Genomic DNA, 24,436 nt, shown 5'->3' on the forward strand with positions numbered 1-24,436 from the left:
TCAGTATCGCCGAGCGGAGTGGAACGGTGTCGTCCCCATCGGCGCCACCGCCACCGGCACGCCGAAGGTCGAGGCGTGCAGCATCAGTCCGTTGCCCGCGTAGATGCCGACATGGGAGATATCGGAGTAGAAGAAGACGATGTCGCCGGGCTGCAGATCCTTCTCGGCGATCGGCGTGCCGTAGCCCGCCTGCTGCGAGCTGGTGCGCGGCACATCCTTGCCGACCTGTTTGAAGGCCCACTGCACGAGCCCGGAGCAGTCGAACTGATGCGGGCCGGTCGCGCCCCAGACGTACGGGTCGCCGACGCGGGTGAGCCCGGCGGCCAGCGCGCTGGTGCCGCTGCCGGGGACGAGGCCCTGCAGCAGGGTGTCGCGGTCGAATCCGGGCGGGAACGGGGAACCGGCCAGCGCCGAGCGGTCCCTGGTGGACAGCGCGCCCCACGCGGAGACCACCTGGGCGATGGCGCCGCCCAGTTCGCCGCGCTTGCGCTCCAGATCGGCGCGCACCGCGTCGGCCTTGTCGGCGGCGCTGCGCGCGGCGTCGGCGGCCGTACGCGCGGCCTTGTCCGCCGCGGTCGCGGCGTCGGTGGCCTTCTTGAATTCGTTGAGCTGGTCGGCGGTCTGGGCCGAGAGCACGTCGAGCATCGACATCTGGTCGAGCAGCTGCTGCGGTGAATTGCTGAGCAGCACGGCGAACATCCGATTACTGCTGCCGCCTTGGTACTCCGCGATGGCGGTGCGATCGATGACCGGCTGGTACTTGCGCACCTCCTCGCGTGCCGCCTGGACCGCGCCGGTGGTTTCGGCCACCTTCGCGTCGGCCTCGCGCTGCAGGGCGAGTTTGGCGTCGAGATCGGTCTGCGCGTTGAGCGCCTGCTGATTGAGCTGTTCGGATTGCCGCGACAGGTCGATCATCTGCTGGACGGCCTCGCTGGCCGTCGCGGGCATGGCCGCGGGCTCGGCCCCCGCCGGACCGCCGCTATAGATGCTCGTGGCCAGGAATCCGGCCGCGATCGCTACTCCCACCCGATGACCGATGCGTTGTCTTCGGTGTGCCACAGCCTGCCGTGCCCCGTTCTCTGGTCTGGAAGCTAGATCTCCGGTGAAGCGAAAGCGACGTAGTAACCCGTAGGTCTCGTTTAGGTTACGGAACGGCGTAGGCGGATGTCCAGCGGGGAACGAAACGATCACGCCTGTTGTCCGATATACGGCTTTTCGGGGCGGGCCGCTTCCTCTCGGCCCGCCCCGTGCCGTGGCTCAGTAGCGGCGCGCGCCCGCGAACGGCATCGACGAGATCGACGCGACCTGGACCGGGGTGCCCGCGGTCGAGGCGTGCACCACGTTGCCGTCACCGGCGTACAGGCCGGAGTGGCCGCCGCCGTAGAACGACACCATGTCGCCCGGCTGCAGGTTCTCGAGCGACACCGGGGTGCCGGCGCCGAGCTGCTCACCGCTGGTGCGCGGCAGCTCCATGCCCGCCTGGCGGTAGGCCCACTGGACCAGGCCGGAGCAGTCGAAGGCGTTCGGGCCCGCGGCGCCGTACACGTACGGGGCGCCGATCTTGCTCATCGCGGCGTCGAGCGCGACCTCGCCGAGCGTCTTCTTCGGCGCGACGAACGGCAGCGGCGCGCCCGGCTGACCGGGGAGCTCGATGCCGGGGATGCCCTGCGGGATCTGGATCTCGTTCGGAATCTCGAACGTTCCAATGCCGGGGATGGTCACCGGCTGGGCCGACGCAGGGGCGGCCGGAAGCAGGAACGCGCCGAGGGTGGCAGCGCCGACAGCTCCGGCGGCAGCGACACGCTGCGCCTGTCGCTTGACGGTGTTGATCGCCATGATGCGGTACTTCCAATCTGCCCCACGACGCCGCACCAGGTGGATGCGTCGGACTCCGTGAGGTCTCGAAAAGATTACGAACACATCACGGGGGTTTGTAAAGTCGCCGGCTTGCGAAATGAGGGCGGTCAACAAATTTTCGGTGTTATCGGTGCGAGATATCTCACACCAATCACGAAAAGATAACGCCAGGTCTTTATCGGCGAGCGTCCTGGCCGCTACCCGAGTGGGACGCGCACCGGATCTTCACGAGATCGCCATCTGGTTCTCAGCATTTTCCAAGGTCGCGAAGGTCATCATTGACCTTACCGGCCATCGGACTCGCCCGGCCGCGTGGTCGCGGCGCCGCGCGACGCAGCACCCTCGGTTCGCCACCCCCGGGGATTCCGACACGCCCGGAGCATTGATGTATCGTCCGCAACATTGTGACCTGCGTCACTTTCGAGCGTTGGAGATCATTTCGTGGGTATCACGGCGAAATTCTCACGGAGTAATTCGGACTTTCCGGCGGCGTGTTACAGCGGGCGTTCCTGTCGTACCGAGGCCCTACGCTGCACGCCGTGCCCGCCGAGCAACTGGCCTTCGACGACCTCGATACGCCGCTGTATGCGACCACCTTCGTGGTCGTCGACCTGGAAACGACCGGGACCAGCCCGGATGCCGACGCGATCACCGAGATCGGCGCGGTGAAGGTGCGCGGCGGCGAGGTGCTCGGCGAGTTCGCGACGCTGGTCAACCCCGGCCGTGAGATCCCGCCCGCGGTCGTGCACATCACCGGGATCACCACCGCCATGGTCTACGCGGCGCCGCGGATCGAATCGGTGCTGCCGGGCTTCCTCGAATTCGCCGCGGGCTCGGTGCTCGTCGCGCACAACGCCCGCTTCGATATGGCCTTCCTGCGCGCCGCCGCGGCCCGCAGCGACACCGCGTGGCCGAACCGGCAGGTGCTGTGCACGGTGAAGCTGGCGCGGCGGGTGCTCAACCGGGACGAGGCGCCCTCGGTACGGCTCGGCGTGCTCGCCAGGGTGCTCGGCGCCAGCGTGCAGCCGACCCACCGCGCGCTCGACGACGCGCGCGCCACCGTCGACGTGCTGCACGCGCTCATCGCCCGCGTCGGCAACCAGGGCGTGCACAGCCTGACCGAACTGCTCGACTACCTGCCCGACGTCGGCGCGGGGCAGCGGGCCAAACGCGGGCTCGCCGCCGATCTGCCTGCGCGGCCCGGTGTCTATCTGTTCCGCGGCCCGTCCGACGAGGTGCTCTACATCGGCACCGCGGTGAATCTGCGCCGCCGCGTACGCAATTACTTCACCGGCTCGGAGACGCGCGGGCGGATGAAGGAGATGGTCGCGCTCGCCGTGCGCGTCGATCACGTCGAATGCGCGCACGGACTCGAGGCGGGCGTACGCGAGCTGCGGCTGCTCGTCGCGCACACCCCGCCGTACAACCGGCGCTCCAAGTTCCCCAAGCGCGCCTGGTGGCTGACGCTCACCGACGAACCGTTCCCGCGCTTCGCGGTCGTCCGCACGCCGGCCCGGGATGCGCTCGGCCCCTTTCACTCCCGTGCGGACGCGCTCGATATCGCGGCCGTCGTCGCCGAGTTCACCGGCCTGCGCACCTGCACGACGCGGCTGCCGAACAAGGGCCGCCACGACTGCCCGCCCGCGGTGGTCGGCGGCTGTCCGGCGGCGGTCTCCGATGCACCCCTTAATAGAGAGGAATACGCACCCGCCGCGGCGGCGGTGCGCGCGCTGTTCAGCGGCGCCTCGGACGCGACGCTGCGCACCATGCTGGACCGTATCGAAACCCATTCCCGGGCAGAGCATTTCGAGGCCGCGGCCCGGCTGCGTGACCGCACCGTCGCGGTGATCCGCGCACTGCACCGCACCCAGCGGCTCGCCGCCGTTGCCCGGATCGCGGAATTGGTGATCGCGCACCCCGACGGTGCGGGCGGCTGGGAGTTCTCGGTGATCCGCTACGGGCGGCTCGCGGGTGCGGGGCACGCGGTCAGGGGAGTGTCGCCGATGCCCGTGGTGGAGCGGATCGTCGCGTCGGCCGAAACCGTCGTCCCGGCAGGCGATCTCGACGACGCGCCGCCGTTGCGCGGCGCGTCACCGGAGGAGGCCGGTCTGGTCGCGCGCTGGCTGGCCCGCCCTGGCGTGCGGATCGTGCGGACGAGCGAGGGCTACGGCGAGCCGATGCACGGCGCGGCGCGCTGGCTGGGGTGGGCCGAGGTGGCGGATGCGGCGGCCAGGGCGAAACCGCCTGAAGCGGAGTACCTCGACGCTTTAGGCTGATCCCATGATTACCGCGATCGTGATGATCAATGCCGACAACGGCCTTATTCCGGAGACCGCGCAGGCGGTCGCCGACACCGACGGCGTCGCCGAGGTCTACTCCTGCGCGGGCGATGTCGATCTGATCGCGATCGTGCGGGTGCGCGACCACGAGCAGATCGCCGAGGTGGTGACCAACCGCATCGACAAGGTGAAGGGCGTCGCGCGGACCACCACCCACATCGCGTTCAAGTCCTACTCGAGCGCGGAGGTGGAAGCCGGGTTCTCGCTGGGCGAATGAGCCCGGGGAAGCCGGCTCAGCCGACCGCGACGGACTTGCCGGGGTAGGTGCCGGAGTCGCCCGAGGGGAGTACCGCGCTGGCCTCGCCGCTGCAATCGACCCTCGGGAAGACCGTCACCACGCCCTCGGTGTTGTTCTCGAAGGTGCGGTTGGCGTCCTCGCCGATGAAGATGCAGCCCGACGGATCCTGGTAGACAGCGCCGTCGACGATGAGCTGTCCGTTGACCGCGTGCGCGGTGGGGGCGAGGACGAGCAACGCCGCCGCCGCGAGCGGGACGGGGATCGCGCGAATACTGCGTCGCATGCTGTGCTCCTTACTTATAGGGCGGCACTCATCACTTATAGGGCGGCACTCATCGCATGACCTTGATCGACGCACCGAAGAATCCGGCGGGTGCCGGTCCCGGCCGCCGGGTGTTGAACGGGTCGATGTAGCCGGTCATCTCGCCGGTGCAGCCCGAGTCGCGAAAGACCGCGGCGCCGGTCGCGGTGTTGTTCTCGACCGCGAGCGGCATCGCCTTACCGGCTACCTCTAGGCATCCGTCCGGATTGCGGTAGGGGATGCGATTGATGATCAGATCGCCCGCGGCCGCACCGGCCAACGGGCCGACCAAGATCATCGCTGCCCCCGAGGTCACGCCGAGTACTGCGGCGATGCCGTACCTCATGCCGTGCTCCTCGCCAGTCATGCCGGAAGGGCACACGTCCGCGGACGCGTCCGGGCGATTTGCGTGATTGTTGCTACAACTCTAGTTGTTGCGCATGCGGGGTACCGCGAAATCCCGATTGTGGCGCGCTGGCCTGGCTCAGCGGTCGCCGAGGGTGTTCGTCAGCGCGGCCCACCGGTCCAGCAGCCTGGCCGCCGCACCGGCGTCGATCGCCGCGGCGGCGCGCTCGATCCCGGCCGACAGCGCGCCATCGAGGTCGGCCTCGGCATCGCCGGCGCCGCGCGACAGATCGTAGGCGACGATCGCGGCCGCGGAGTTCACCAGCACGGCGTCACGGACCGCGCCCGGCGTTCCGGCGAAAACGTCGCGGGCCACCGCGGCATTGACGTCGGCCTCGCCGCCGCGCAGTGCCGCCAGATCGACGCGCGCGATGCCGAGGCGGGTCGGGTCGATGGTGGTCTCGCGCAGCTTGCCGCCCGACACCACCCAGACATCGGTGGTGTCGGAGGTGGTGATCTCGTCCAGGCCGTCGTTGCCGCGCACCACCAGCGCGCTCGCGCCGCGCTCGGCGAAGACGCCCGCGACCACCGGAACCAGATCGGGGAACGCGCAGCCGACGAGCCCGGCGCGCGGCTGGGCCGGGTTGGTCAGCGGGCCGAGGATGTTGAAGACGGTGGGGATGCCTATTTCTTTACGCGCCGCGCCCGCGAAGCGCAGCGCGGGATGGAAGACCGGTGCGAAGCAGAAGCCGATGCCGAGTTCGCGCACGCACTGCGCGACGGCCTCCGGGCCCAGCGCCAGCTTCACGCCGAGTGCCTCCAGCACGTCGGCGCCACCGCTCTTCGACGACGCGGCGCGGTTGCCGTGCTTGACCACCGGCACACCGGCGGCGGCGACCACGATCGCGGACATGGTGGAGATGTTCACCGAGCCGGACCGGTCGCCGCCGGTGCCGACGATGTCGACGGCGTCGCCATCGATCTTCACCAGGCGCGCGTGATCGAGCATGCCGGTGGCCAGCCCGCCGAGTTCGTCGGGCGTCGGGCCCTTGATCTTCATCGCGACGCCGAACGCGGCGATCTGCGCGGAGGTGGCGTTGTCCGACATGATCTCGTTCATCGCCCATGCCGTGTCGGCCGCGGCCAGGTCGCCACCGTCGGCGAGGGTACCGAGCACCTGGGGCCAGCTACGCACAGTCATGTTTCTACGTCTCCCATTCACACTGGTTCGCACCAGTTTGTCGCGAAGCAGCCTAGTAGGCGAGCGCTTTAGGGCCTATTAGCGTGGTTCGGTCATCGAATCGGGCTGCAAAGCGTCCCAGCCGTCGGCGATCCCGTCGTTGCGCTGCGCCAAACCGGCCATCCGCGACCGCTCCTGTGCGCAGTGCAGCGCGTCGAGCACCTGGACGCGTTGCAGGACAAGCTTTTCCAGCGGACCGGTCATGGGTGCGCGCTCGGCGTCGGTGGGCGCGGGCGGCGCGTCGGCGGGCGCGGGGGAGTAGCCGTCCTGCGCGGCGATCGCACACACGTCGGCGATCCGGTCGGCGGGGACGCGCAGATGGTGGCGCAGCACCGCGGGCGCGTCGGCCACCAGCCGGGTGGCCCGCTCCAGCGCCGCCGAACATGCCTCGGCGTCATCGAAACTGGCCGCGACGACCACCAGGTCGGTCCGGTCCCGATCGAGTTCCGCCGCGCGTTCGCGCCCGAACATCCGCCGCAACCATCCCGCTGCCACCGTTGCCTCCGTCTCAGCTTCTACTTATCCGCGCCTGCCATGCTCGACGCCGGTCACCGCGACACGCTGGGTAAACCCTGACACGCCGAGGCCGCGTCGAGACCCTGTCTGTCCGTGCGTTTTCCGACACGGACGAACAAGTTTCGCACCCGGGTACTTGTGTCGTACTACGACGAGTCATACTTACCCCCGTGACGACCGCAGTAGGGACCCCAGGATCGGCCATTACCCAGCGTGTGCACTCGCTGAACCGGCCCAACATGGTCAGTGTCGGTACCATCATCTGGCTGTCCAGCGAGCTGATGTTCTTCGCCGGCCTCTTCGCGATGTATTTCGTCGCGCGCGCCCAGGCCCACGGCGAGTGGCCGCCGGAGCCGACCGAGCTGAACCTCTACCTGGCGGTGCCGGTTACGACCGTGCTGGTCGCGTCCTCGTTCACCTGCCAGATGGGCGTGTTCGCCGCGGAGCGCGGCGACGTGTTCGGCCTGCGCCGCTGGTACGTGGTCACCCTGATCATGGGTGCGCTGTTCGTCCTCGGCCAGGGCTACGAGTACACGAACCTGGTCAAGGAAGGCACCTCCATCTCGAGCAGTGCCTACGGCTCGGTGTTCTACATCACCACCGGCTTCCACGGTCTGCACGTCATCGGCGGTCTGATCGCCTTCGTGTTCCTGCTGATCCGCACCAAGGTCAGTAAGTTCACCCCCGCGCAGGCCACCGCCGCGATCGTCGTCTCGTACTACTGGCACTTCGTCGACATCGTCTGGATCGGCCTCTTCGCCACGATCTACTTCGTCCGCTGATAGCCAGCCCCCGAAATCTTTTGTACAAGTCGGTTCCGTCTACTCCAAAGGGACACAGATGAGTTCATCTCCCCCGTCAGCGCCAGAACCCGCCAGCCCCGGGAACGCGGCAGCTAACGGCCAGGCAAGCAAGACGCGCAAGCAGCGGCGCGTTCGCCGTCGCATCGCGGGCGGACTCGCACTGCTGATGGGTCTGGTCGGAGCCGGCTTCCTCGCCGCGGCGCTCACGCCGACCGCGCAGGTCGCGACCGCCAACGGTGACCAGACCGCGCTGATCCGCGAGGGCCAGCAGCTGTACGAGACGTCCTGCATCACCTGCCACGGCGCGAACCTGCAGGGTGTGCCCGACCGCGGCCCCAGCCTCATCGGCGTCGGTGACGCCGCGGTCTACTTCCAGGTGTCCTCGGGTCGTATGCCGCTGGCCGCCAACCAGGCGCAGGCCGCGCGCAAGCCGGCCAAGTTCGACGCGCACCAGACCGACGCGCTCGGCGCGTACGTCGCGGCCAACGGCGGCGGCCCCTCGGTGATCCGCGAGGCCAACGGCGAGATCGCGCAGGAGTCGCTGCGCGGCCCCGATATCGCCCGCGGTTCCGAGCTGTTCCGGATGAACTGCGCGTCCTGCCACAACTTCACCGGACGCGGCGGTGCGCTGTCCTCCGGTAAGTTCGCGCCGCCGCTGGAGCCCGCCTCCGAGCAGCAGATCTACGCGGCCATGCTGACCGGCCCGGAGAACATGCCCAAGTTCTCCGACCGCCAGCTCAGCCCGGAGGAGAAGCGCGACATCATCGCCTACGTCAAGAACTCGACCGAGGAGCGCAGCCCCGGCGGCTGGGATCTCGGTGGTTTCGGCCCCGCGACCGAAGGCCTGGCCATCTGGGTCGTCGGCATCGTCGCGGTCGTCGGTTCGGCGATGTGGATCGGTAGCCGCTCATGAGCGAGCGAAGCGAGCGAATCATCAACACAGCGTCTTCAGGAATGACGGAGCCGAGCGCGAGCGAGGCGCAGTCATGAGTGACAAGGAGCCAAACGACATGGGTCGCCCGGATGAGGGGCAGGACGGCAAGACGCCGTCGAACGAGTCGGTGAACTCCGCGTCCAAGGAGTACACCGAGGCAGAACTGGACGCGATGTCGCGTGACGAGCTGGTCAAGCTCGGCACCGAGCGTGACGGCGTCGACGTCGCCTACCGGCGCGAGCGGTTCCCGATTCCGGGCACCCGCGCCGAGAAGCGGGCCGAGCGCGCCGTCTCGTTCTGGTTCGCCGTTTCCGGGCTGGCCGCGGCCGCCCTGGTCGGTGTATACCTGTTCTGGCCCTGGCAGTGGGTCGGCAAGGGCGACGAGAAGCACGGCGTCTACTCGCTGTCGACGCCGCTGATCGGCCTGACCTTCGGTATCTCGGTGCTGTGCATCGGTATCGCCGTGGTGCTGATCCGCAAGACGTTCATCCCCGCCGAGCTGTCCATCCAGGACCGCCACGACGGCCCGTCGCCCGAGGTCGAGCGGCGCACGCTGGTCGCCGAGCTGTCCGACGCGCTGGACACCTCGACCCTCGGCCGCCGCAAGATGATCACCCGCACCGCGGGCGCCGGTCTCGGCGTGCTCGGCATCGGCGCGCTGCTGCTCGGTGTCGGCGGCCTGATCAAGAACCCGTGGGCCAAGGGCGCCAAGTCGCCGCTGTGGGTCTCCGGCTGGACCCCGGACTACCCGGGCGAGACCGTGTTCATCCGCCGCGACACCGGTCGCCCGGAGGACATCGTGCTCGTGCGTCCCGAGGATCTGGACGCGGGCGCCATGGAGACGGTGTTCCCCTGGAAGGAGAAGTGGCGCGGCGACGAGCACGCCACCCTGCAGTCGCTGCGCGGTATCCGCAACGCGGTCATGCTGATTCGCCTGCGCACCGCCGACGCGCAGAAGGCGATCAAGCGCAAGGGCCAGGAGAGCTTCAACTACGGCGACTACTTCGCCTACTCGAAGATCTGCACCCACCTCGGTTGCCCGACGTCGCTGTTCGAGCAGCAGACCAACAAGATCCTGTGCCCCTGCCACCAGTCGCAGTTCTCGGCGACCGAATGGGGTAAGCCGGTCTTCGGTCCCGCCGCTCGCGCACTGCCGCAGCTGCCGATCACCGTCAACGCCGATGGCTACCTGGTCGCCAACGGCGACTTCATCGAGCCGCTCGGCCCGGCCTACTGGGAGCGTCGTTCATGACATCCGCACTCGCGCGCGCTGGCGCGCATCAGGCCAACGCGATGGACGAGCGGTATCGCGCCGCCGCGTTCATGAAGCGCTCGATCAACAAGGTCTTCCCGACCCACTGGTCGTTCCTGCTCGGTGAGATCGCGCTGTACGCGTTCATCATCCTGCTGCTGTCGGGTGTGTACCTGACCCTGTTCTTCGATCCGTCGATGAGCGAGGTCGTGTACAACGGCGCCTACCAGCCGCTGCGCGGCGTCACCATGTCGCGGGCCTACGAGACCGCGCTGAACATCACCTTCGAGGTGCGCGGCGGTCTGTTCGTCCGCCAGGTGCACCACTGGGCCGCACTGCTTTTCGCGGCGTCGATCATCATCCACCTGTTCCGTATCTTCTTCACCGGCGCGTTCCGTAAGCCGCGTGAGGCGAACTGGGTGATCGGCTCGCTGCTGCTGATCCTGGCGATGTTCGAGGGTTTCTTCGGCTACTCGCTGCCCGACGACCTGCTGTCCGGCACCGGCCTGCGCGCCGCGTTCGGCGGTATCACGATGAGTATCCCGATCGTCGGCACCTGGATGCACTGGCTGATCTTCGGCGGTGACTTCCCCGGCGACATCATCATCCCGCGCCTCTACATCGCGCACGTGCTGCTGTTCCCCGGCATCATCCTGGCGCTGATCGGCGCGCACGTCGCGCTGGTCTGGTACCAGAAGCACACGCAGTTCCCCGGACCGGGCCGCACCGAGAACAACGTGGTCGGCGCTCGGATCATCCCGGTGTTCGCCGCCGATCAGGGTGCGTTCTTCATGTTCACCCTCGGCATCGTCGGCATCCTCGGCGGTGTGCTGCAGATCAACCCGATCTGGAACCTGGGTCCCTACAACCCGTCTCAGGTCTCGGCGGGTTCGCAGCCGGACTTCTACATGATGTGGACCGACGGCCTGGCGCGCCTGATGCCGCCGTGGGAGCTCTACCTCGGGCGCTACACCGTGCCCGCGGTGTTCTGGGTCGCGCTGATCATGGGCCTGGTGTTCACCGTGCTGATCGCCTACCCGTGGATCGAGCAGAAGCTCACGGGCGACCGTGCGCACCACAACCTGCTGCAGCGTCCGCGCGATGTGCCGGTGCGTACCGCGATCGGCGCCATGGCGATCTCGTTCTACGTGGTGCTGACGCTGTCCTGCGTCAACGACATCCTGGCGCTGAAATTCGACATCTCGTTGAACGCCACCACCTGGATGGGCCGCATCGGCATGCTTGTCGTGCCACCGGTCGCGTACTTCGTCGCCTACCGATTCTGCATCGGCCTGCAGCGCAGCGACCGCGCGGTGCTCGAGCACGGTATCGAGACCGGTGTGATCAAGCGCCTGCCGCACGGTGAGTACATCGAGGTGCACCAGCCGCTCGGCCCGGTCGACGACCACGGCCACCCGCTGCCGCTGGAGTACCAGGGTGCGCACGTCCCGAAGAAGATGAACAAGCTGGGTTCGGCGGGTAAGCCGGGCACCGGTAGCTTCCTGCGCCCGGATCCGTGGCAGGAGAGCGAACAGCACTTCGAGATCGAGCACGAAGAAGAGCACAAGCAGCTCGCGGTGCTGCTGAAGCGCCAGCAGCTCGAGCACGGTCAGGACGGCAAGCACGGCCACTGATCGGTGATCTGAAGCACGGAGGCCCCGAGTCGAAATCGACTCGGGGCCTTCGTGTTACATATCTCGGCGCGAGATCGTAGGCTACCGCCGTGATGAAGTATCTGGCGGTATTGCCCGCCTTGGCCATCGTGCTGACCGCATGCGGTTCCTCGACCGAATCCCCTGCTCGCGACCCCAAAGACACCGCCTATCTAGCCGCGTTGGACGCCGCGGGCGTCCCGCACGCCGACAACGATGCCGCGATCCGCGACGGTAAGGCGGTGTGCGCCACCATCACCAAGAATCGGGAAACGCCCACCGAGGTGGCCAGTGGGATCTCGATTCCGGCGTTGAACGCCAAGCAGAGCGCCGCGCTGGCCAGCGCGGCGATCGATGCCTACTGCCCGCAGCCCAAGTCCTGACCGGGCCCGTTAGGGGTCAACGCCGCCGGGCCGCCTCGATGGCCTCGAACTTCGCCAGGTTGTGCCTGGCGTCGGCGAGCGCGTCGTGCGCGTCCGGCGGCACCGGGGGCAGCTCCGGGCGCCCGTGCGCGTCCCAGTGCTGGCGCAGCTCGTTGGTGTAGCGCGGTAGCGCGCTCGGCAGGTCGACCATCGATCCCCAGAGCTGGCACAGCGCCACATGGTCGTACGCGGCGACCCAGGCCCACAGTTCCGGCTGCACCGTCGGGCGCGGCACGAAGAAGTTGTAGAGGTCCTCGCGGATCTGCTTGCGGCTGCGCCACAGCGGCGAGGACGGCGAGGGCAGCTTCGGCAGTACGTACTTGCGCACCCATGGCCCCGCGCGGTCCGGATCGAATTCGGTGGAGACCGCATAGTATTCGCGGCCGTCCTCACACACGACACCGATGGAAACGAGGTCGATGACCACGCCGTCCTCGATGAATTCGCAGTCGTAGAAGTATCGCAGTGAGATCGGTCTCTCCTCAGTCATTCGGTGGGGTACGCAGGGTGCGCACAAATCACCCTAGGGGCGGCAACCTCCGGCTATCGTCCCCACCCGGTGCATCCGTATTCTGAACGGGTGAACTGGACCGTCGACGTACCCATCGATCGCCTGCCGGAATTGCCGCCGCTGCCCGCCGAGCTGCGCAGGCGTCTGGACGACGCGCTGGCCCGACCCGCACTACAGCAGCCCTCCTGGGATCCCGGCCAGGCGGCGATGATGCGCACCGTGCTGGAGAGCGTCCCGCCGATCTGCGTGCCCGCCGAGGTGGAGGAGCTGCGCACGCAGCTCGCCGAGGTGGCGCGCGGCGAGGCCTTCCTGCTGCAGGGCGGTGACTGCGCCGAGACGTTCGCCGACAACACCGAGCCGCATATCCGCGGCAACATCCGCACCCTGCTGCAGATGGCCGTCGTGCTCACCTACGGCGCCAGCCTGCCGGTGGTGAAGGTCGCGCGCATCGCGGGCCAGTACGCGAAACCGCGGTCCTCCGATACCGATTCGCTCGGCCTGAAGTCCTACCGCGGCGATATGGTCAACTCGCTGGTCGCCGACGCCGCCGTGCGCGAGCACGATCCGTCGCGCCTGGTCCGCGCCTACGCCAACGCCAGCGCCGCGATGAACCTGGTGCGCGCGCTCACCGGCGCGGGCATGGCCGATCTGCACAAGGTGCACGACTGGAACCGCGATTTCGTCGCCCAGTCGCCCGCGGGCGCCCGCTACGAGGCGCTGGCCGAGGAGATCGACCGCGGCCTCGCCTTCATGACGGCGTGCCGGGTGAACGACCCGAGCCTGCAGTCCGCGCGCATCTACGCCAGCCACGAGGCGCTCGTGCTCGACTACGAGCGGGCCATGCTGCGGCTCAGCGAGAACCACGCGGGCGAGCCGACCCTGTACGACCTGTCGGCGCACTTCCTGTGGATCGGTGAGCGCACCCGCCAGCTCGACGGCGCGCACATCGCCTTCGCCGAACTGCTGGCCAACCCGATCGGCCTGAAGATCGGCCCGAGCACCACCCCGGATATGGCCGTCGAATACGTCGAGCGGCTCGATCCGAACAACGAGCCGGGCAGGCTGACCATCGTGTCGCGGATGGGCAACGCGAAGGTGCGCGACGTGCTGCCGCCCATCATCGAGAAGGTCCAGGCCACCGGCCATCAGGTGATCTGGCAGTGCGACCCCATGCACGGCAACACCCACGAGGCGTCCACCGGCTACAAGACCCGCCACTTCGACCGGATCGTCGACGAGGTGCAGGGCTTCTTCGAGGTGCACCACGCGCTCGGCACCCATCCCGGCGGCCTGCACATCGAGCTGACCGGCGAGAACGTCACCGAATGCATCGGCGGCGCCCAGGAGATCTCCGATCTCGATCTCAACGATCGCTACGAGACGGCGTGCGACCCGCGCCTGAACACCCAGCAGTCGCTCGAGCTGGCCTTCCTGGTCGCGGAGATGCTGCGCTGAGCTGATTCACCTGAACACGCGAGAGCGCGGGATGCCGTTGGCATCCCGCGCTCTCGTGCTGTGCGGGGTCCGCGATTATGCGGTGTACTTGTCCAAGCCGACCAGCATGGCGCTGAATACCCCTGCGCCGTAGAGGATTCCCTGCGCCGGGTTGTGTGTGCCCGCGCCGATGAGCGTGCCGACGATGAGGCCCGCTACCGCCGAACCGAGCAGTATCGCGCCGCCGCGGACGCTGAGCATGGTCGCCCAGTCGACCGCGAGGGCCAGGGTGATGGTCGCCCCCGCGCTGACGATGCCGGTGACCGCCGCGATGGGTAAGTCCTGGTCCGCCAGATGTCCGAGGTAGCCGCCGGCCACGCCGACCACCACCGCGAGGCTGAGGATGAAGAGTGCGCGCGCCGTGAGTAGCGGTGTAGCTGGTGCCGCCATTGCACCTGTCCTTTCCGGGTCATAAGCAGCAGTGCCATCGGGTGCTCGATGTCATCTGTACTCGGAAATCAGATTACAGTAATCTGAAGTTTGACAACAGGTGGCTAGAGGTCGAGAATCATGTAGTGATCGTCTCGACCGATCGCCCAAGCAGAGGAGGACACCATGACGGACAAGCCGGTTACCGTGCGTCTGCCGCAGGACATGATTCAGCGCCTGGAGGCGCTGATGATCGTCGACGGCACCAACCTCGCCGAGCAGATCCGCAGGGCCATGAACCTCTACGTCGAGCAGCGCCTCGCCGACCCCGAACTCCAGGCACAGGTCGCCGCGGCGCACGCGCGCACCACCGACGTGCTCGCCACACTGACCGCACCGGCCACCGAGGAGCGGGATTGATCCTCGCCGAGCCGGAGCTGGCATTGCGCACGGCGATCGTCTTCGTCCGCGTACCCGACACGAACGACTGGTACGCGGGCGTTTTCGCCGGTGCGGCAATCCGGCTGCGGCGCAACACTATGCCGGGCGACAACCCGTACTCACTGTGGCTCGGCGGCGGCCGCCTGCTCGAACTGCTCGCCTTGCCCGCCGCGTGGACCGTGGACAGCGGTCGGTGCGGCGGCCCGCGTGTGTATGTGCGGCCCGCCGATCGGCCGCGTATCCGTCTGTCTTGTAACAAGACTCGCTAGTGCGCCGAAATCGCCGGTGGTAAGCGATAGTCTCGGACCGTCGAACGGGACGCGCCTGGCGAACGGAGGGCCCGAGCATGGACCGAGTCACCCTTCGAGACGGTTGTCTGGATGTCATGGTCGAGGGGCTGACATTCGCCAACGGGCTACTACTCGGCGGCAACGATGTGATCGACGCCGAGACATGGGATTCCAGCGATATCCAGCACCGCAAGGCGCTGCGGCGGCTCGCGCTGCTCGCCGAGGACGTCGGGCTGAGCGATGCCGATCTCGGCCGCCATCCCGGCCACGAGCCCATCCCGGCGGATCGGGATACCCACGTCGTCATGCAGCACCGGCTGCGCATCCTGTTCCCCGGCTGCTACGTGGTCGGCGAGGAAGCGACCGAGCACGACTGGTGGGCGGCGATCGGCTCACCGCCCGGTTCGCTGATCTTCTCCATCGACGCGCTCGACGGGTCGACGCTGTACGAGTCGTTCACCTTCGGCTACGCCTGTAATCTGCTCGCCTATCGGCGAGTCAAGGGCAACGAAAACCTGTTGATGTTCGCGGCGGTGATGAACTCCTCCGGTTTCGTCGCCTGCTACCAGCGCGACGAGCAGGGCGCGCTCGTCGGAAACGTGTACACCGCGACGGATATCGCCCTCGGTACCGATACCGACGACAGCGCGGCCCGCGGCGCCGCCATCGGCAAGCGGCTGGTGTCGATCACCGATCCGGTTGTGCTGGACGGTTTCCGGGCGGATACGGTCGCGACGAATGCCTCGGATCCGGCCCGGCGCCGGGTGATCGCGCCGCTGCTCGCCGACAAGGACCTCTACGTCTCGACGCTCGGTGGCGCGCCCGCCGCGCTCGGCCTGGTGCTCGGCGGTCTCGCCGCCCTGGTCTGCCCGCGCGCTCAAACCACGTACGACACCGCGTATCTGCCGATCCTGGCGTCACTGGGGATCACCATCTACACCATGCACGAGGGCAAGGAGGGGTTCACCCTCGGGCTGAAGGAAGTGCTCGGCTTCTTCGATCATCTCGCCGGTGTCGGCGGCGCGTGGACCACCGAAGGCGTCACCAAACCGGTGCCAGCCTTCGTCGCCGCGCGCAACCCGCAGTTCGGCGCGGAACTGCGCAGGCGCATCATCGAGCAGTACTGAGCCCGCGGTATCCGACCCCCGGGGCTCAGGGCAGCGCGACGATCGTAATCGTCGCCCCCGATTGCACATTCGACGACGGTCCCGGCGATTGCGAGATCACCACCGAACTGTCCAGCTGCGTGAGCTGTTGCACGACAACCTGGAGTCCGAGCGCCTGCAGCTTGGTGCGCGCCTCACCGACGGACGAGCCGATGACCCCGGGCACCTTCACCGCGTTGGACACGATCAGCGTGACGCCGTCGCCGGACTGCACCGTGGTGCCGATCGCCGGATCGGTGCCGATCACCTTGTCCGCCTCGATGCTCCGATCGAACTGAGCCCTGGTCTCGCGCACGGTGATTCCGGCCTTGGTGAGCGCCTGGATCGCCTCCTCGGTGGTCTTGCCGCGCACATCGGGCACCTTCACCGGCTGAGATCCCTTGCTGCGGTACACCTTCACCTGCCCGCCCGCCGGAAGGACGGTGCCCGCACCGGGTTCCACTTTCGCGAGCGTGCCTTTCGGTGCGGTACTCGATGTTTCGCCCGCGTCCACCGGTGAGAGCCCGGCATCGCGGATGAGCTTGGTCACCTGCGCCACGTCGTCGCCCGGTTTCACGTCCGGCACTTTGGGTTTGCCGCTGGAGATCAGCACCGCCACCGTCGACCCCTTGGTGACCTTGGCGCCCGCCGACGGATCGGTGCCGACCACGCCGCCCACCGGAACGGTCTCCGAGGCCTTCTGCCTGATCTCGGTGGAGAAACCGGCGGCCTGCAGCGCGGCGACCGCGCGGTCGCTGTCGAGCCCGGCGACCGCGGGGACGGGGGAGTAGCGGCCGACCCCGAGCCACCAGCCGCCGATGCCGACGAGCAGGGTGATGGCCGCGACGATGGCCACCCAGATCCACACCGTGCGCCGCGAGCGCCTGCGCTCGTCGAAGCCGGGATAGGACGGCGGCGGCTGGTGCAGCTGCTGCGAGGCGTAGTCGTCGACCGGCTGCCGATGATCGGGCGCCGGAGCGTATTCGGGCACCCGCGGCCGCGGTGCGGTGACCACCTTGGTGTGTTGCACCTGCTGCTGTGCGGGCGGCTGCGGGTGCGGCGCGCGCGGCGGCGGCGGGGTGTACGGCTCGGGCCGCGGATCATCGGGGGTGACCGCCTTGAAGCTGGCGCTGAGATGTTCGGCCGACTCCTGCGGCGCGGGCACCCGATACGGCGGCAGGTTCAGCGCGTGGGCGATCGAGCGCAGCGCGGCCGCCATCTCGGTGGCGTCGGCGAAGCGGTGGCTCGGTTCGCGCGCGGTGGCGCGGGCGACGAGATCGTCGAACTCCGGCGGCACACCGGCGATGAACTGGCTCGGGCTCGGTACGTCGTTCTCGATCCGCTGATAGGCCACCGACAGCGAGTTGTCGCCGGTGAACGGGACCCGCCCGGTGAGCAGTTCGAAGATCAGCACGCCGAAGGCGTACACATCACTGCGCGCGTCGGCAGTGCCGGTGGTCACCTGTTCGGGGGACAGGTACGCCGCCGTGCCGAGAATCACGCTCGCCGAGGTGGTGTTGGCGGCCGCGACCGCGCGCACCAGGCCGAAATCGGCGATCTTCACCTCGCCGGCATCGGAGATCAGCACGTTCTCCGGCTTGATGTCGCGGTGGATCAGCCCGGCGTGATGGGCGACGCCGATCGCGGCGAGCACCGGCTCGGCGACCGCGCGCACCGCGTGCGGCGGCATCGGGCCGCGCTCGCGCAGCAGTTCGCGCAGCGTGCCGCCCTCGACCAGCTCCATGATCAGGAACGGGTACTCGCCGTCGACGCCCTGGTCGTACACCGCGACCAGCGACGGATGCTTGAGCTTGGCGACCGCGCGCGCCTCGAACTCGAATCGGGACAGGAACTGCGGATCTCCCGAGAATTTCGGGTCCATCACCTTGATGGCGACGGGGCGATCCAGGCGCGTGTCCACCCCACGGAAGACCATCGACATGCCACCACGGGCGATCGGCGCATCGATGCGATAGCGCCCTTCCAGCATCTGGCCGATCAATTGATGTCCTCCGGTTTTCACAAAGTTCTCACCCCTCGCGCTCGGTGCGACAAGCGAACGACCGCCCCGTGCGGCCCCCACGATGGTATCGACGAAACGTGCCCGGGTGTCTCACGACGTGCGGCGGCGGACCGTCTACCGTTATCCGGGTGAGTGCATTTCCCTGCAGTGATGATGTTCTTCCCGAGTCGGTGGCGCTGGTGCCGCTGCCCGAAGTGGCCGACAAGCTCGGCCTCGTGGTGACCCGGGTGCATCAGATGCTGCGTGACCATCAACTCCTCGCGGTGCGCCGCGACGGCGTCGCCGGGGTGCCGGAGCGCTTCTTCGATGACGACGGCGCGGTGGTGAAGATGCTGCCGGGCCTGATCACCGTGATGCGCGATGCCAAGTACACCGACGAGGAGATCCTCGAATGGATCTTCACCGAGGACGAGACGCTGCCGGGTAGACCCGTCGACGCACTGCACGGCCCACTGGCCCGCGAGGTCGTGCGCCGCGCCGCCGCCGACCCCTTCTGAGCTGAATCCCCGGCCGCGCGCCTGGCCGCCGCGCTGTGCGCGCGGCGGGCTGGTTCAGGCGCGCCGCAGGGCGGCCGTGACGAACTCGACGGAGGCGACGCGCAGGCGGCGGTGCCGGGGGACCACCGCACGCTGCGCGAAGACCGCGTAGCCCGACTGTTCGATCCGGTCGAGAATGCCCGCGTACAGGGCGCTTGCCGTGCGGATGGCGGGGCGGACACGCGGCTCGAGCAGATCGATACCCGGATTCGCGATGCGATAGATGTCACGGTTGATCGCGATCACATGGGCAAGCGCCCTGCGTACCCGCGGGTCGGTGCGACCGGTCCGGTGGCAGTGCGCGAGCAGGTCGGCGTCGACACCGAAGGCGGCGAGCTCGTCGGCGGGCAGGTAGATCCGGCCGCGATCCAGATCCTCGGCGATATCGCGCAGGAAGTTGGTGAGCTGGAACGCCTCGCCGAGCGCGGCGGCCGCCGGTTCCGCCTCGGCGACCGGCACCACCGTGCCGAGCACCGGCAGCAGCTGCAGCCCGATCGCGGCGGCCGAACCGCGCATGTAGTCGCGCAGGTCCGCCATCGTCGCGTATCGATCGCGGAAGTGCGTGGTGCCCGGAACGTCCATGCGCATCGAGTCGAGGAACGTCAGGAAGTGGTGCGGAGCAATGTCGTAGCGGTGGATGGTATCGGCCAGCGCGTGCAGTACCTGCGAACGTAGTCGCGCGCAAGCGTTATCGGCCTCGGTCCACGAGTCACCCTGTGCGCCACCGTCATACGGCCGGTGTTCGAGCACGATACGCAGTTGCTTCTCGACCAGGTCGAGCTCGTCGGCGACGTGGAGGTCCGTGCCGCGCTCGGCGTCGTCGACGATATCGTCGGCCATCCGCGCGAACGCGTACAGCGCGTGCACCGCGGGCCTGCGCTCGGCGGCGAGCAGCCGCGTGGCCAGGAAGTAGGTGCGCCCGTTGACCGCGGCGATCCGGCGGCACGCGCGATAGGCGCCCGCCAGTTCCAGGTCGGCATCGGGTTCCGGGGTCGCGGTCGGCTCCCCGGCCCTCATGACCGCGTCGGCGTCGCCGGCTCGGCGGGCGCGCGCAACCGCAGCGGGTCGACCTTGCGCAGCGACATGGCCGCGACCACCGCGGCGAATGTCGCCAGCGCCACATGCAAGAAGTCGTACAGCCCGATCGAACCGTCCGGCTGGAACACCAGCATCAACCAGGTACACAGGCCGACAAGCACCATCAGCGTCGTCGTCGACAGCGCGAAGCCCGCGGCCAGCGCGAGCGGCCACGAGTAGTACCAGGGCAGCGCGGCGGGCGAGAGGATGACGATGCCGACGAACGCGATCACGATGCCGAGCACCGCTTCCCGCTCGCTGTGCCGGAACCGCCACCACGTCCACACCAGCACGACCACCAGCGCCAGCGCGCCGAGCGCGCGCGTAATTTTCAGCACCGGATCCATCTGGAACGGGGTGACCCACAGGACCATATGCGCCAGGATCGTCGGCAGCGACAGCCAGTTGATGATCCGCTGCGACCCCGACAGCGCGGTCAGCCAGCCGAGGCCGACACCGGCGGCGGCCGAGGCGGCGGCGAGCACCACCGCGAAGACGCACAGGCCGAGCCCGGCGATCTTGGCAAAGGTCCAGGCGGGATGCGGCATATCTTCGCTGGGCCGCGCGGCATCGGGATGATCGTCGGGCAGGGCGGCCGACGGATCCTCCGCCGCGCGCTGTGCGGCCCGGCGTTCCTGTTCGTGCAGCATCCAGATCCACACCAGGAACGGCAGCGCGATGCCCGCGGTCGCCTTGATCGCGACGCCGATGGCCACCACGACGATCCCCGCCACGTGATGGCGCTCCAGCACCAGCGCGACGCCCGCGCACATCAGGCCGACCATCAGCACCTCGTTGTGCACGCCGCCGATGAGGTGGATCAGCACCAGCGGGTTCAGCACGGCCAGCCAGAGCGCGACGGTCGGCTTACCGCCGAGGTGCTTGGTCAGGTACGGCACCGCCCACATCATCAGTGCAAGGCCGGGCAGCATGACCAGGCGCAGCGCGATGGTGCCCGCCACCACGCTGTCGCCGGTGACGGTGGTGATGGCGCGGCCGATCAGCAGGAACAGCGGGCCGTACGGCGCGGTGGTCGTGGTCCACACCGGGCTCACGTTGTCCAGCAGCACACCGGGTTCGAGCGCGACGGGCCCGTACTTGTACGGGTCGATGCCGTCGCGCAGCAGCGCGCCCTGCGCCAGGTAGGAGTAGGCGTCGCGGCTGAACATGGGCACCGCGAACAGCAGCGGGAAGATCCAGATGCCGACGATGGCGCGCAGCTCGTTCAGCGTCACCTCGGCGCCGGGCCGGTCGCCGGTGCCGATCGTGGTGCGGCCGAGCCGAACCCACGCGGTGATCATCAGCAGCACGCCGATCCAGATGACGATCGTGGACAGCGCGTAGCCGTGGCCGAAGCGCAGCCAGGACAGGTGCATCGCCTCGAGCAGCGGGTCCTGCTTGCGCACGGCGCCGGCGCCGAAGCCACCGAAGGTGATCATGAGCGCGCCGAAGAAGCCGAGCAGCGCCGCGTGGCCCTCGGGACTGCGGGCGAAATCGGCGTAGGTGTGTATCCAGCGGCGCGCGGGCGCCGGGGTGGCGCGCACGGTGGCGGCGGGTGCGGTGGTCGGCGAAGTGGTCACTGTCGTTGTGGTGGTCGCTGGGGCGCTCGTCTCGGGGGATGCCATCTGGTGTCGGTCCCCCCGGAATGGTTGGCGGTCGCAACCGCGGGTAAACAGGTCGGCGCTCAGTTTACGGCGTCGCCGGGAACACTATCCCGCTGGTACGTGCGGTTTCGACCCGAGCGGGCCCGATGCCGCCGGTAATCCGGTTTGCCGCCAGTTTCCCGGACAGCAGTGTCGTCGGCACTCCGACACCGGGCGTGGTGCCGCAACCGGCGATAACCACGTTGTCGCTGGAGCGTGGAAAACTGCGTGACCTGAACGGTCCGGTCTGCCGGAAAAGGTGCGCGGCGGAGAACGGCGTGCCCGCCAGCATGCCCTGGTCACGCCAGGTGTACGGCGTATCGAGGCGATCGACGGTGAAATGCGTCGCGATACCGCGATACCCACGCTCCTCGAGGACCTGGAGCAGCTCGCGCAGATAGGCCGGGCCGAGGCGGTCCCAGTCCAGCGGCGCCGCATCGAGATTCGGGCACGGCGCGAGCACCGAGAGCGGCTCGTGGCGGCCGTCCGCACGGTCGAGATACATCGCGGGATCGGTGAGCGCGGGCCGGGTGAGCAAGAGCGACGGGTCGCTCATGGTCTTGCCGCGCCCGCGCCGCGCCGCGATCTCCCGGAACGTCCTGTCCCATTCGTGACCGAATTCGATGGTGTGGTGCGCCTGTACCGGCCAGGTGCGCGCGATCTCGGCGGGGACGGTGCCGTGCGCGACCACCGCCGACGGCGCGGCGCGCAGCCCGCGGCGCTTGCGCACGCCGAAGCGTTCGATGCTGCCGAGATCGGCGGTGAGCACCACGGCGTCGCAGTCGACCGGCCCGGCGCTGGTGCGGACTCGGGTGGCCCGCCTTCTCGCGTAGTCGATCCCGGTGACCTCGGTATTCAGCGCGAGCGTGCCGCCCGCGGCGGTGAACGCCTCGGCCAGCGCCGCGGCGATCGCGCGCATGCCGCCCTCGGGGAAGTAGACGCCGAGCGAGGTGTCCATATGCGGGATCGCCCCGTACACCGCGAGCGCCTCGGCGGGCGCCATGCCCGCGTAGAGCGCCTGGAAGGTGAACAGCCGCGCCAGCCTCGGATCGCGCACGAACCGGCCGACCTGCGGCGCCAGCCTGCCGAACCCGCGCAGCCGCACCAAAGCGGCCAGCGCGGCACGCTTTTCGGGCTTGCGCACCATATCCAGCGGCGAATCGAAGTTCGTGTCCATGAACTCGGTGAACTCGGCGGCGTAGACGCGCGCCAGCCAGGTGCGCAGCCGTCGATAGCCGCGCGCCTCGTCGGCGCCGCACGTCGCGGTCACCTCGTCGGCCATGGTGTCCGGATCGGCGAACACCCGGATGGTGGAGCCGTCGGCGTAGCGGGCGTGATAGCTCGGCGCGAGCTTGTGGATGCGCAGCGGCGGCGTGCACGAATCGAAGTCGCGCCCGACCGCGGCGAGTGCGTCGGCGATCAGCTCGGGCAGCGTCAGTACCGTTGCGCCGGAATCGATCTCGTAGTCGGGGCCGCGGTAGCGGCCGACCCGGCCGCCGGGGTGATCGGCGCGCTCGAGCAGCGTCACCGTGCGGCCCGCACCGGTCAGATAGAGCGCGGCGGCCAGCCCGGACAGGCCCGCGCCGACCACGACCACCCGATCGGCCGGTCCGGCAACGGTTCTCACCTGGTTCTCCTGCGCCGTCCCGCCGGGCCGATGCCGCGGCGGGTCGGCATGGCGCCGCCGACGATCACCCGGCGTTCGATCAGACCCGCCACCCGCTTGCCGTCCTCCGGCCGCGCCGGGCACGAGCCGACCACGATCGCCCGTTCGTGCGGGCCAACGATCGCCCTCATGCCGCACGCCTCGTCGCGGCGAGCGCCATCGCGCGCAGCTGCTCCTTGGCCGAGGCGGTGGCCGAGCTCGCCTCGATGGCGGCCAGGCCCTGCTCGGTGAGTTCGGTGATGCGCCGCTCCACCTCGTCGACCGCGCCGAGGTCGGTGAGCAGCGCGCGGATGCGCTCGACCTGATCGGCGTCGAGGTCGGTGCCGATGCTCGCTCGCAGCAGTGCCGCGGCGGCCGGATCGGTGAGGTCGGCGCGCTGCAGCGCGTCGGCGAGCAGCACGGTGCGCTTCCCTTCGCGCAGATCGTCACCCGACGGTTTGCCGGTGACCGCGGGATCGCCGAAGACGCCGAGCAGGTCGTCGCGCAGCTGGAAGGCGATGCCGATATCGGTGCCGAAGGTGCGGTAGGCCGCGATCAGCGCCGGATCCGCGTCGGCGATGGCCGCGCCGAGGTGCAGCGGCCGTTCGACGGTGTAGGCGGCGGTCTTGTACCGGTTGATCCGCATCGCGGCCTCGACCGATTCGTCGCCACCCGCCTCGCCGTAGATGTCGAGCAGCTGCCCGCCGAGCACCTCGGTGCGCATCTGCGACCACACCGGCGCGAACCGGGCGATCACCGCCGGGTCGAGCCCGGACGCGTGCACCATATCGTCGGCCCAGGCCAGCGCCAGATCGCCGACCAGGATCGCCACGCTGGTGCCGTAGTGCTCCGGATCACCGATCCAGCCCCGATTGCGATGGCGCTGCTCGAAGTCGACGTGCACGGTGGGGAAGCGGCGCCGGGTGCGCGATGAGTCGATGATGTCGTCGTGGATCAGTGCGCAGGCCTGCACCAATTCCAGTGCGGCGCAAGCGTTCAGCACGGCGGTGGCGTCGGCCGCGTTCGGATCGCCGCCCGCGCCGACCCAGCCGGTCCACGCGAACGAGGGCCTGGTCCGCTTGCCGCCGCGCAGCACGAACAGCTCGAGCTCGTCGGCCGCCTCCACGAAGACCGGGCCGAGCTGCTGCACGGTGGCCCTGCGGGTGGCGAAGAACTGGGTGAGCGCGGACTCCACAGCGGTGGCGAAGGCCGCCGTGCCCGACGATCGTGCGATGGCCGTTGGCGTGGACAGGAGAGCCTCCAGGATCGTTCGGATGGTTGGCGCCGATCGAGCGCGGCGGGTGCGGTGGATCGGGCACACCGCTGCCAAGACCGAAGAATACGCGGCCGCCGCGATTCCGCT

The 24,436-nt window shown here is 68.9% G+C and carries 26 protein-coding genes; 12 read left to right on the forward strand and 14 right to left on the reverse strand.

All coding sequences use genetic code 11. The annotated features are described in order from the left end of the window. Together ACIG5A_RS13700 and ACIG5A_RS13705 are read right to left on the reverse strand one after the other, a co-directional pair. Positions 1–1,026: an NlpC/P60 family protein gene (locus ACIG5A_RS13700; RefSeq protein WP_397240491.1), complete on the reverse strand. Its 1,026-nt coding sequence runs from the start codon at positions 1,024–1,026 to the stop codon at positions 1–3. Positions 1,027–1,257: 231 nt separating this feature from the next. Further along, the gene (locus ACIG5A_RS13705) at positions 1,258–1,836 is read right to left on the reverse strand and encodes a C40 family peptidase (RefSeq protein WP_397240492.1); all 579 of its coding nucleotides are present in this window, start codon (positions 1,834–1,836) and stop codon (positions 1,258–1,260) included. A gap of 560 nt (positions 1,837–2,396) precedes the next feature. Between ACIG5A_RS13705 and ACIG5A_RS13710 the strand changes: the two genes are divergently transcribed. Together ACIG5A_RS13710 and ACIG5A_RS13715 are read left to right on the forward strand one after the other, a co-directional pair. Further along, on the forward strand, positions 2,397–4,133 hold the full coding sequence (locus tag ACIG5A_RS13710; protein ID WP_397240493.1) for a DEDD exonuclease domain-containing protein: 1,737 nt from the start codon (positions 2,397–2,399) through the stop codon (positions 4,131–4,133). Positions 4,134–4,137: 4 nt separating this feature from the next. Next, entirely contained in the window at positions 4,138–4,413 is a 276-nt protein-coding gene (locus tag ACIG5A_RS13715) for an Lrp/AsnC family transcriptional regulator (protein ID WP_397240494.1), read from the forward strand. Positions 4,414–4,429: 16 nt separating this feature from the next. Here ACIG5A_RS13715 and ACIG5A_RS13720 read toward each other — a convergent pair whose 3' ends face one another. The 4 genes from ACIG5A_RS13720 to ACIG5A_RS13735 form a co-directional block, all read right to left on the reverse strand. Further along, positions 4,430–4,717: a hypothetical protein gene (locus ACIG5A_RS13720; protein WP_397240495.1), complete on the reverse strand. Its 288-nt coding sequence runs from the start codon at positions 4,715–4,717 to the stop codon at positions 4,430–4,432. 49 nt (positions 4,718–4,766) lie between these two features. Next, a complete protein-coding gene (locus ACIG5A_RS13725; protein ID WP_397240496.1) occupies positions 4,767–5,081 on the reverse strand; it encodes a hypothetical protein in 315 nt (104 codons plus the stop codon). A 138-nt stretch (positions 5,082–5,219) separates the two neighbouring features. Further along, positions 5,220–6,281, reverse strand: coding sequence for an anthranilate phosphoribosyltransferase (trpD, locus tag ACIG5A_RS13730; protein ID WP_397240497.1), 1,062 nt, complete (start codon positions 6,279–6,281; stop codon positions 5,220–5,222). Between the two features lie 78 nt (positions 6,282–6,359). Then, positions 6,360–6,791 carry a hypothetical protein gene (locus tag ACIG5A_RS13735; protein WP_397240623.1) on the reverse strand — a complete coding sequence of 144 codons (432 nt, stop codon included), beginning with the start codon at positions 6,789–6,791 and terminating at the stop codon, positions 6,360–6,362. Between the two features lie 215 nt (positions 6,792–7,006). Here ACIG5A_RS13735 and ACIG5A_RS13740 point away from each other — a divergent pair, with 215 nt between their 5' ends. The 5 genes from ACIG5A_RS13740 to ACIG5A_RS13760 all read left to right on the forward strand — a co-directional run bounded on the left by ACIG5A_RS13740 (position 7,007) and on the right by ACIG5A_RS13760 (position 11,860). After that, positions 7,007–7,618: a heme-copper oxidase subunit III gene (locus ACIG5A_RS13740; RefSeq protein ID WP_397240498.1), complete on the forward strand. Its 612-nt coding sequence runs from the start codon at positions 7,007–7,009 to the stop codon at positions 7,616–7,618. Positions 7,619–7,676: 58 nt separating this feature from the next. Next, on the forward strand, positions 7,677–8,552 hold the full coding sequence (locus tag ACIG5A_RS13745) for a c-type cytochrome (RefSeq protein WP_397240499.1): 876 nt from the start codon (positions 7,677–7,679) through the stop codon (positions 8,550–8,552). 97 nt (positions 8,553–8,649) lie between these two features. Continuing rightward, positions 8,650–9,825 (forward strand): ubiquinol-cytochrome c reductase iron-sulfur subunit, encoded by a 1,176-nt coding sequence (locus ACIG5A_RS13750; protein WP_397240500.1) that lies wholly within the window; start codon positions 8,650–8,652, stop codon positions 9,823–9,825. Next, positions 9,822–11,459: a cytochrome bc complex cytochrome b subunit gene (locus ACIG5A_RS13755; RefSeq protein WP_397240501.1), complete on the forward strand. Its 1,638-nt coding sequence runs from the start codon at positions 9,822–9,824 to the stop codon at positions 11,457–11,459. The genes ACIG5A_RS13750 and ACIG5A_RS13755 overlap by 4 nt, the downstream gene beginning before the upstream one ends. A gap of 92 nt (positions 11,460–11,551) precedes the next feature. Then, positions 11,552–11,860 carry a DUF732 domain-containing protein gene (locus ACIG5A_RS13760; RefSeq protein ID WP_397240624.1) on the forward strand — a complete coding sequence of 103 codons (309 nt, stop codon included), beginning with the start codon at positions 11,552–11,554 and terminating at the stop codon, positions 11,858–11,860. Between the two features lie 16 nt (positions 11,861–11,876). Here the strand turns inward: ACIG5A_RS13760 and ACIG5A_RS13765 are convergent, their stop codons facing one another. Beyond that, on the reverse strand, positions 11,877–12,365 hold the full coding sequence (locus tag ACIG5A_RS13765; RefSeq protein WP_397240625.1) for a polyadenylate-specific 3'-exoribonuclease AS: 489 nt from the start codon (positions 12,363–12,365) through the stop codon (positions 11,877–11,879). A gap of 114 nt (positions 12,366–12,479) precedes the next feature. Between ACIG5A_RS13765 and ACIG5A_RS13770 the strand changes: the two genes are divergently transcribed. Then, positions 12,480–13,865, forward strand: coding sequence for a class II 3-deoxy-7-phosphoheptulonate synthase (locus ACIG5A_RS13770; RefSeq protein WP_397240502.1), 1,386 nt, complete (start codon positions 12,480–12,482; stop codon positions 13,863–13,865). Positions 13,866–13,940: 75 nt separating this feature from the next. On the opposite strand, the gene ACIG5A_RS13775 is transcribed toward ACIG5A_RS13770, so the two are convergent. Next, positions 13,941–14,294: a hypothetical protein gene (locus tag ACIG5A_RS13775; protein WP_397240503.1), complete on the reverse strand. Its 354-nt coding sequence runs from the start codon at positions 14,292–14,294 to the stop codon at positions 13,941–13,943. A 165-nt stretch (positions 14,295–14,459) separates the two neighbouring features. Here ACIG5A_RS13775 and ACIG5A_RS13780 point away from each other — a divergent pair, with 165 nt between their 5' ends. From ACIG5A_RS13780 to ACIG5A_RS13790, 3 genes are all read left to right on the forward strand, one after another. Beyond that, entirely contained in the window at positions 14,460–14,693 is a 234-nt protein-coding gene (locus ACIG5A_RS13780; RefSeq protein ID WP_397240504.1) for a ribbon-helix-helix protein, CopG family, read from the forward strand. After that, positions 14,690–14,983, forward strand: coding sequence for a hypothetical protein (locus tag ACIG5A_RS13785; protein ID WP_397240505.1), 294 nt, complete (start codon positions 14,690–14,692; stop codon positions 14,981–14,983). The genes ACIG5A_RS13780 and ACIG5A_RS13785 overlap by 4 nt, the downstream gene beginning before the upstream one ends. A 77-nt stretch (positions 14,984–15,060) precedes the next feature. Beyond that, positions 15,061–16,131, forward strand: coding sequence for a hypothetical protein (locus ACIG5A_RS13790; RefSeq protein WP_397240506.1), 1,071 nt, complete (start codon positions 15,061–15,063; stop codon positions 16,129–16,131). A 25-nt stretch (positions 16,132–16,156) separates the two neighbouring features. Here the strand turns inward: ACIG5A_RS13790 and pknB are convergent, their stop codons facing one another. After that, entirely contained in the window at positions 16,157–18,172 is a 2,016-nt protein-coding gene (pknB, locus tag ACIG5A_RS13795; RefSeq protein WP_397240507.1) for a Stk1 family PASTA domain-containing Ser/Thr kinase, read from the reverse strand. Positions 18,173–18,300: 128 nt separating this feature from the next. On the opposite strand from pknB, the gene ACIG5A_RS13800 reads away from it, so the two are divergent. Beyond that, positions 18,301–18,669, forward strand: coding sequence for an Rv2175c family DNA-binding protein (locus ACIG5A_RS13800; RefSeq protein WP_397240508.1), 369 nt, complete (start codon positions 18,301–18,303; stop codon positions 18,667–18,669). 54 nt (positions 18,670–18,723) lie between these two features. Here the strand turns inward: ACIG5A_RS13800 and ACIG5A_RS13805 are convergent, their stop codons facing one another. The 5 genes from ACIG5A_RS13805 to ACIG5A_RS13825 all read right to left on the reverse strand — a co-directional run bounded on the left by ACIG5A_RS13805 (position 18,724) and on the right by ACIG5A_RS13825 (position 24,325). After that, positions 18,724–19,725, reverse strand: a complete 1,002-nt coding sequence (locus tag ACIG5A_RS13805; RefSeq protein ID WP_397240509.1) for a phytoene/squalene synthase family protein — start codon at positions 19,723–19,725, stop codon at positions 18,724–18,726. Beyond that, positions 19,722–21,410: an alpha-(1->6)-mannopyranosyltransferase A gene (locus ACIG5A_RS13810; protein ID WP_397240510.1), complete on the reverse strand. Its 1,689-nt coding sequence runs from the start codon at positions 21,408–21,410 to the stop codon at positions 19,722–19,724. The genes ACIG5A_RS13805 and ACIG5A_RS13810 overlap by 4 nt, the downstream gene beginning before the upstream one ends. A 64-nt stretch (positions 21,411–21,474) precedes the next feature. Then, positions 21,475–23,055, reverse strand: a complete 1,581-nt coding sequence (gene crtI / locus ACIG5A_RS13815; RefSeq protein ID WP_397240511.1) for a phytoene desaturase family protein — start codon at positions 23,053–23,055, stop codon at positions 21,475–21,477. Continuing rightward, positions 23,052–23,225 carry a hypothetical protein gene (locus ACIG5A_RS13820; protein WP_397240512.1) on the reverse strand — a complete coding sequence of 58 codons (174 nt, stop codon included), beginning with the start codon at positions 23,223–23,225 and terminating at the stop codon, positions 23,052–23,054. Before ACIG5A_RS13820 ends, crtI begins: the two co-directional genes overlap by 4 nt. Next, entirely contained in the window at positions 23,222–24,325 is a 1,104-nt protein-coding gene (locus ACIG5A_RS13825) for a polyprenyl synthetase family protein (protein WP_397240626.1), read from the reverse strand. Before ACIG5A_RS13825 ends, ACIG5A_RS13820 begins: the two co-directional genes overlap by 4 nt. Positions 24,326–24,436 lie beyond the last annotated feature (111 nt).

Origin of the sequence: Nocardia sp. NPDC052566 (genome assembly GCF_044547285.1) — a bacterium.
Lineage (GTDB): Bacteria > Actinomycetota > Actinomycetes > Mycobacteriales > Mycobacteriaceae > Nocardia.

What these genes read in the sequence shown, in the direction of transcription:
- ACIG5A_RS13755 (WP_397240501.1), top strand. Translation starts at nt 9,822, where the DNA reads ATGACATCCGCACTCGCGCGCGCTGGCGCGCATCAGGCCAACGCGATG.
- ACIG5A_RS13790 (WP_397240506.1), top strand. Translation starts at nt 15,061, where the DNA reads ATGGACCGAGTCACCCTTCGAGACGGTTGTCTGGATGTCATGGTCGAG.
- ACIG5A_RS13745 (WP_397240499.1), top strand. Translation starts at nt 7,677, where the DNA reads ATGAGTTCATCTCCCCCGTCAGCGCCAGAACCCGCCAGCCCCGGGAAC.
- ACIG5A_RS13705 (WP_397240492.1), bottom strand. Translation starts at nt 1,836, where the DNA reads ATGGCGATCAACACCGTCAAGCGACAGGCGCAGCGTGTCGCTGCCGCC.
- trpD (WP_397240497.1), bottom strand. Translation starts at nt 6,281, where the DNA reads ATGACTGTGCGTAGCTGGCCCCAGGTGCTCGGTACCCTCGCCGACGGT.
- ACIG5A_RS13810 (WP_397240510.1), bottom strand. Translation starts at nt 21,410, where the DNA reads ATGGCATCCCCCGAGACGAGCGCCCCAGCGACCACCACAACGACAGTG.
- ACIG5A_RS13720 (WP_397240495.1), bottom strand. Translation starts at nt 4,717, where the DNA reads ATGCGACGCAGTATTCGCGCGATCCCCGTCCCGCTCGCGGCGGCGGCG.
- ACIG5A_RS13805 (WP_397240509.1), bottom strand. Translation starts at nt 19,725, where the DNA reads ATGAGGGCCGGGGAGCCGACCGCGACCCCGGAACCCGATGCCGACCTG.
- ACIG5A_RS13750 (WP_397240500.1), top strand. Translation starts at nt 8,650, where the DNA reads ATGGGTCGCCCGGATGAGGGGCAGGACGGCAAGACGCCGTCGAACGAG.
- ACIG5A_RS13780 (WP_397240504.1), top strand. Translation starts at nt 14,460, where the DNA reads ATGACGGACAAGCCGGTTACCGTGCGTCTGCCGCAGGACATGATTCAG.
- ACIG5A_RS13715 (WP_397240494.1), top strand. Translation starts at nt 4,138, where the DNA reads ATGATTACCGCGATCGTGATGATCAATGCCGACAACGGCCTTATTCCG.
- ACIG5A_RS13820 (WP_397240512.1), bottom strand. Translation starts at nt 23,225, where the DNA reads ATGAGGGCGATCGTTGGCCCGCACGAACGGGCGATCGTGGTCGGCTCG.
- ACIG5A_RS13775 (WP_397240503.1), bottom strand. Translation starts at nt 14,294, where the DNA reads ATGGCGGCACCAGCTACACCGCTACTCACGGCGCGCGCACTCTTCATC.
- ACIG5A_RS13735 (WP_397240623.1), bottom strand. Translation starts at nt 6,791, where the DNA reads ATGTTCGGGCGCGAACGCGCGGCGGAACTCGATCGGGACCGGACCGAC.
- ACIG5A_RS13760 (WP_397240624.1), top strand. Translation starts at nt 11,552, where the DNA reads ATGAAGTATCTGGCGGTATTGCCCGCCTTGGCCATCGTGCTGACCGCA.
- ACIG5A_RS13725 (WP_397240496.1), bottom strand. Translation starts at nt 5,081, where the DNA reads ATGAGGTACGGCATCGCCGCAGTACTCGGCGTGACCTCGGGGGCAGCG.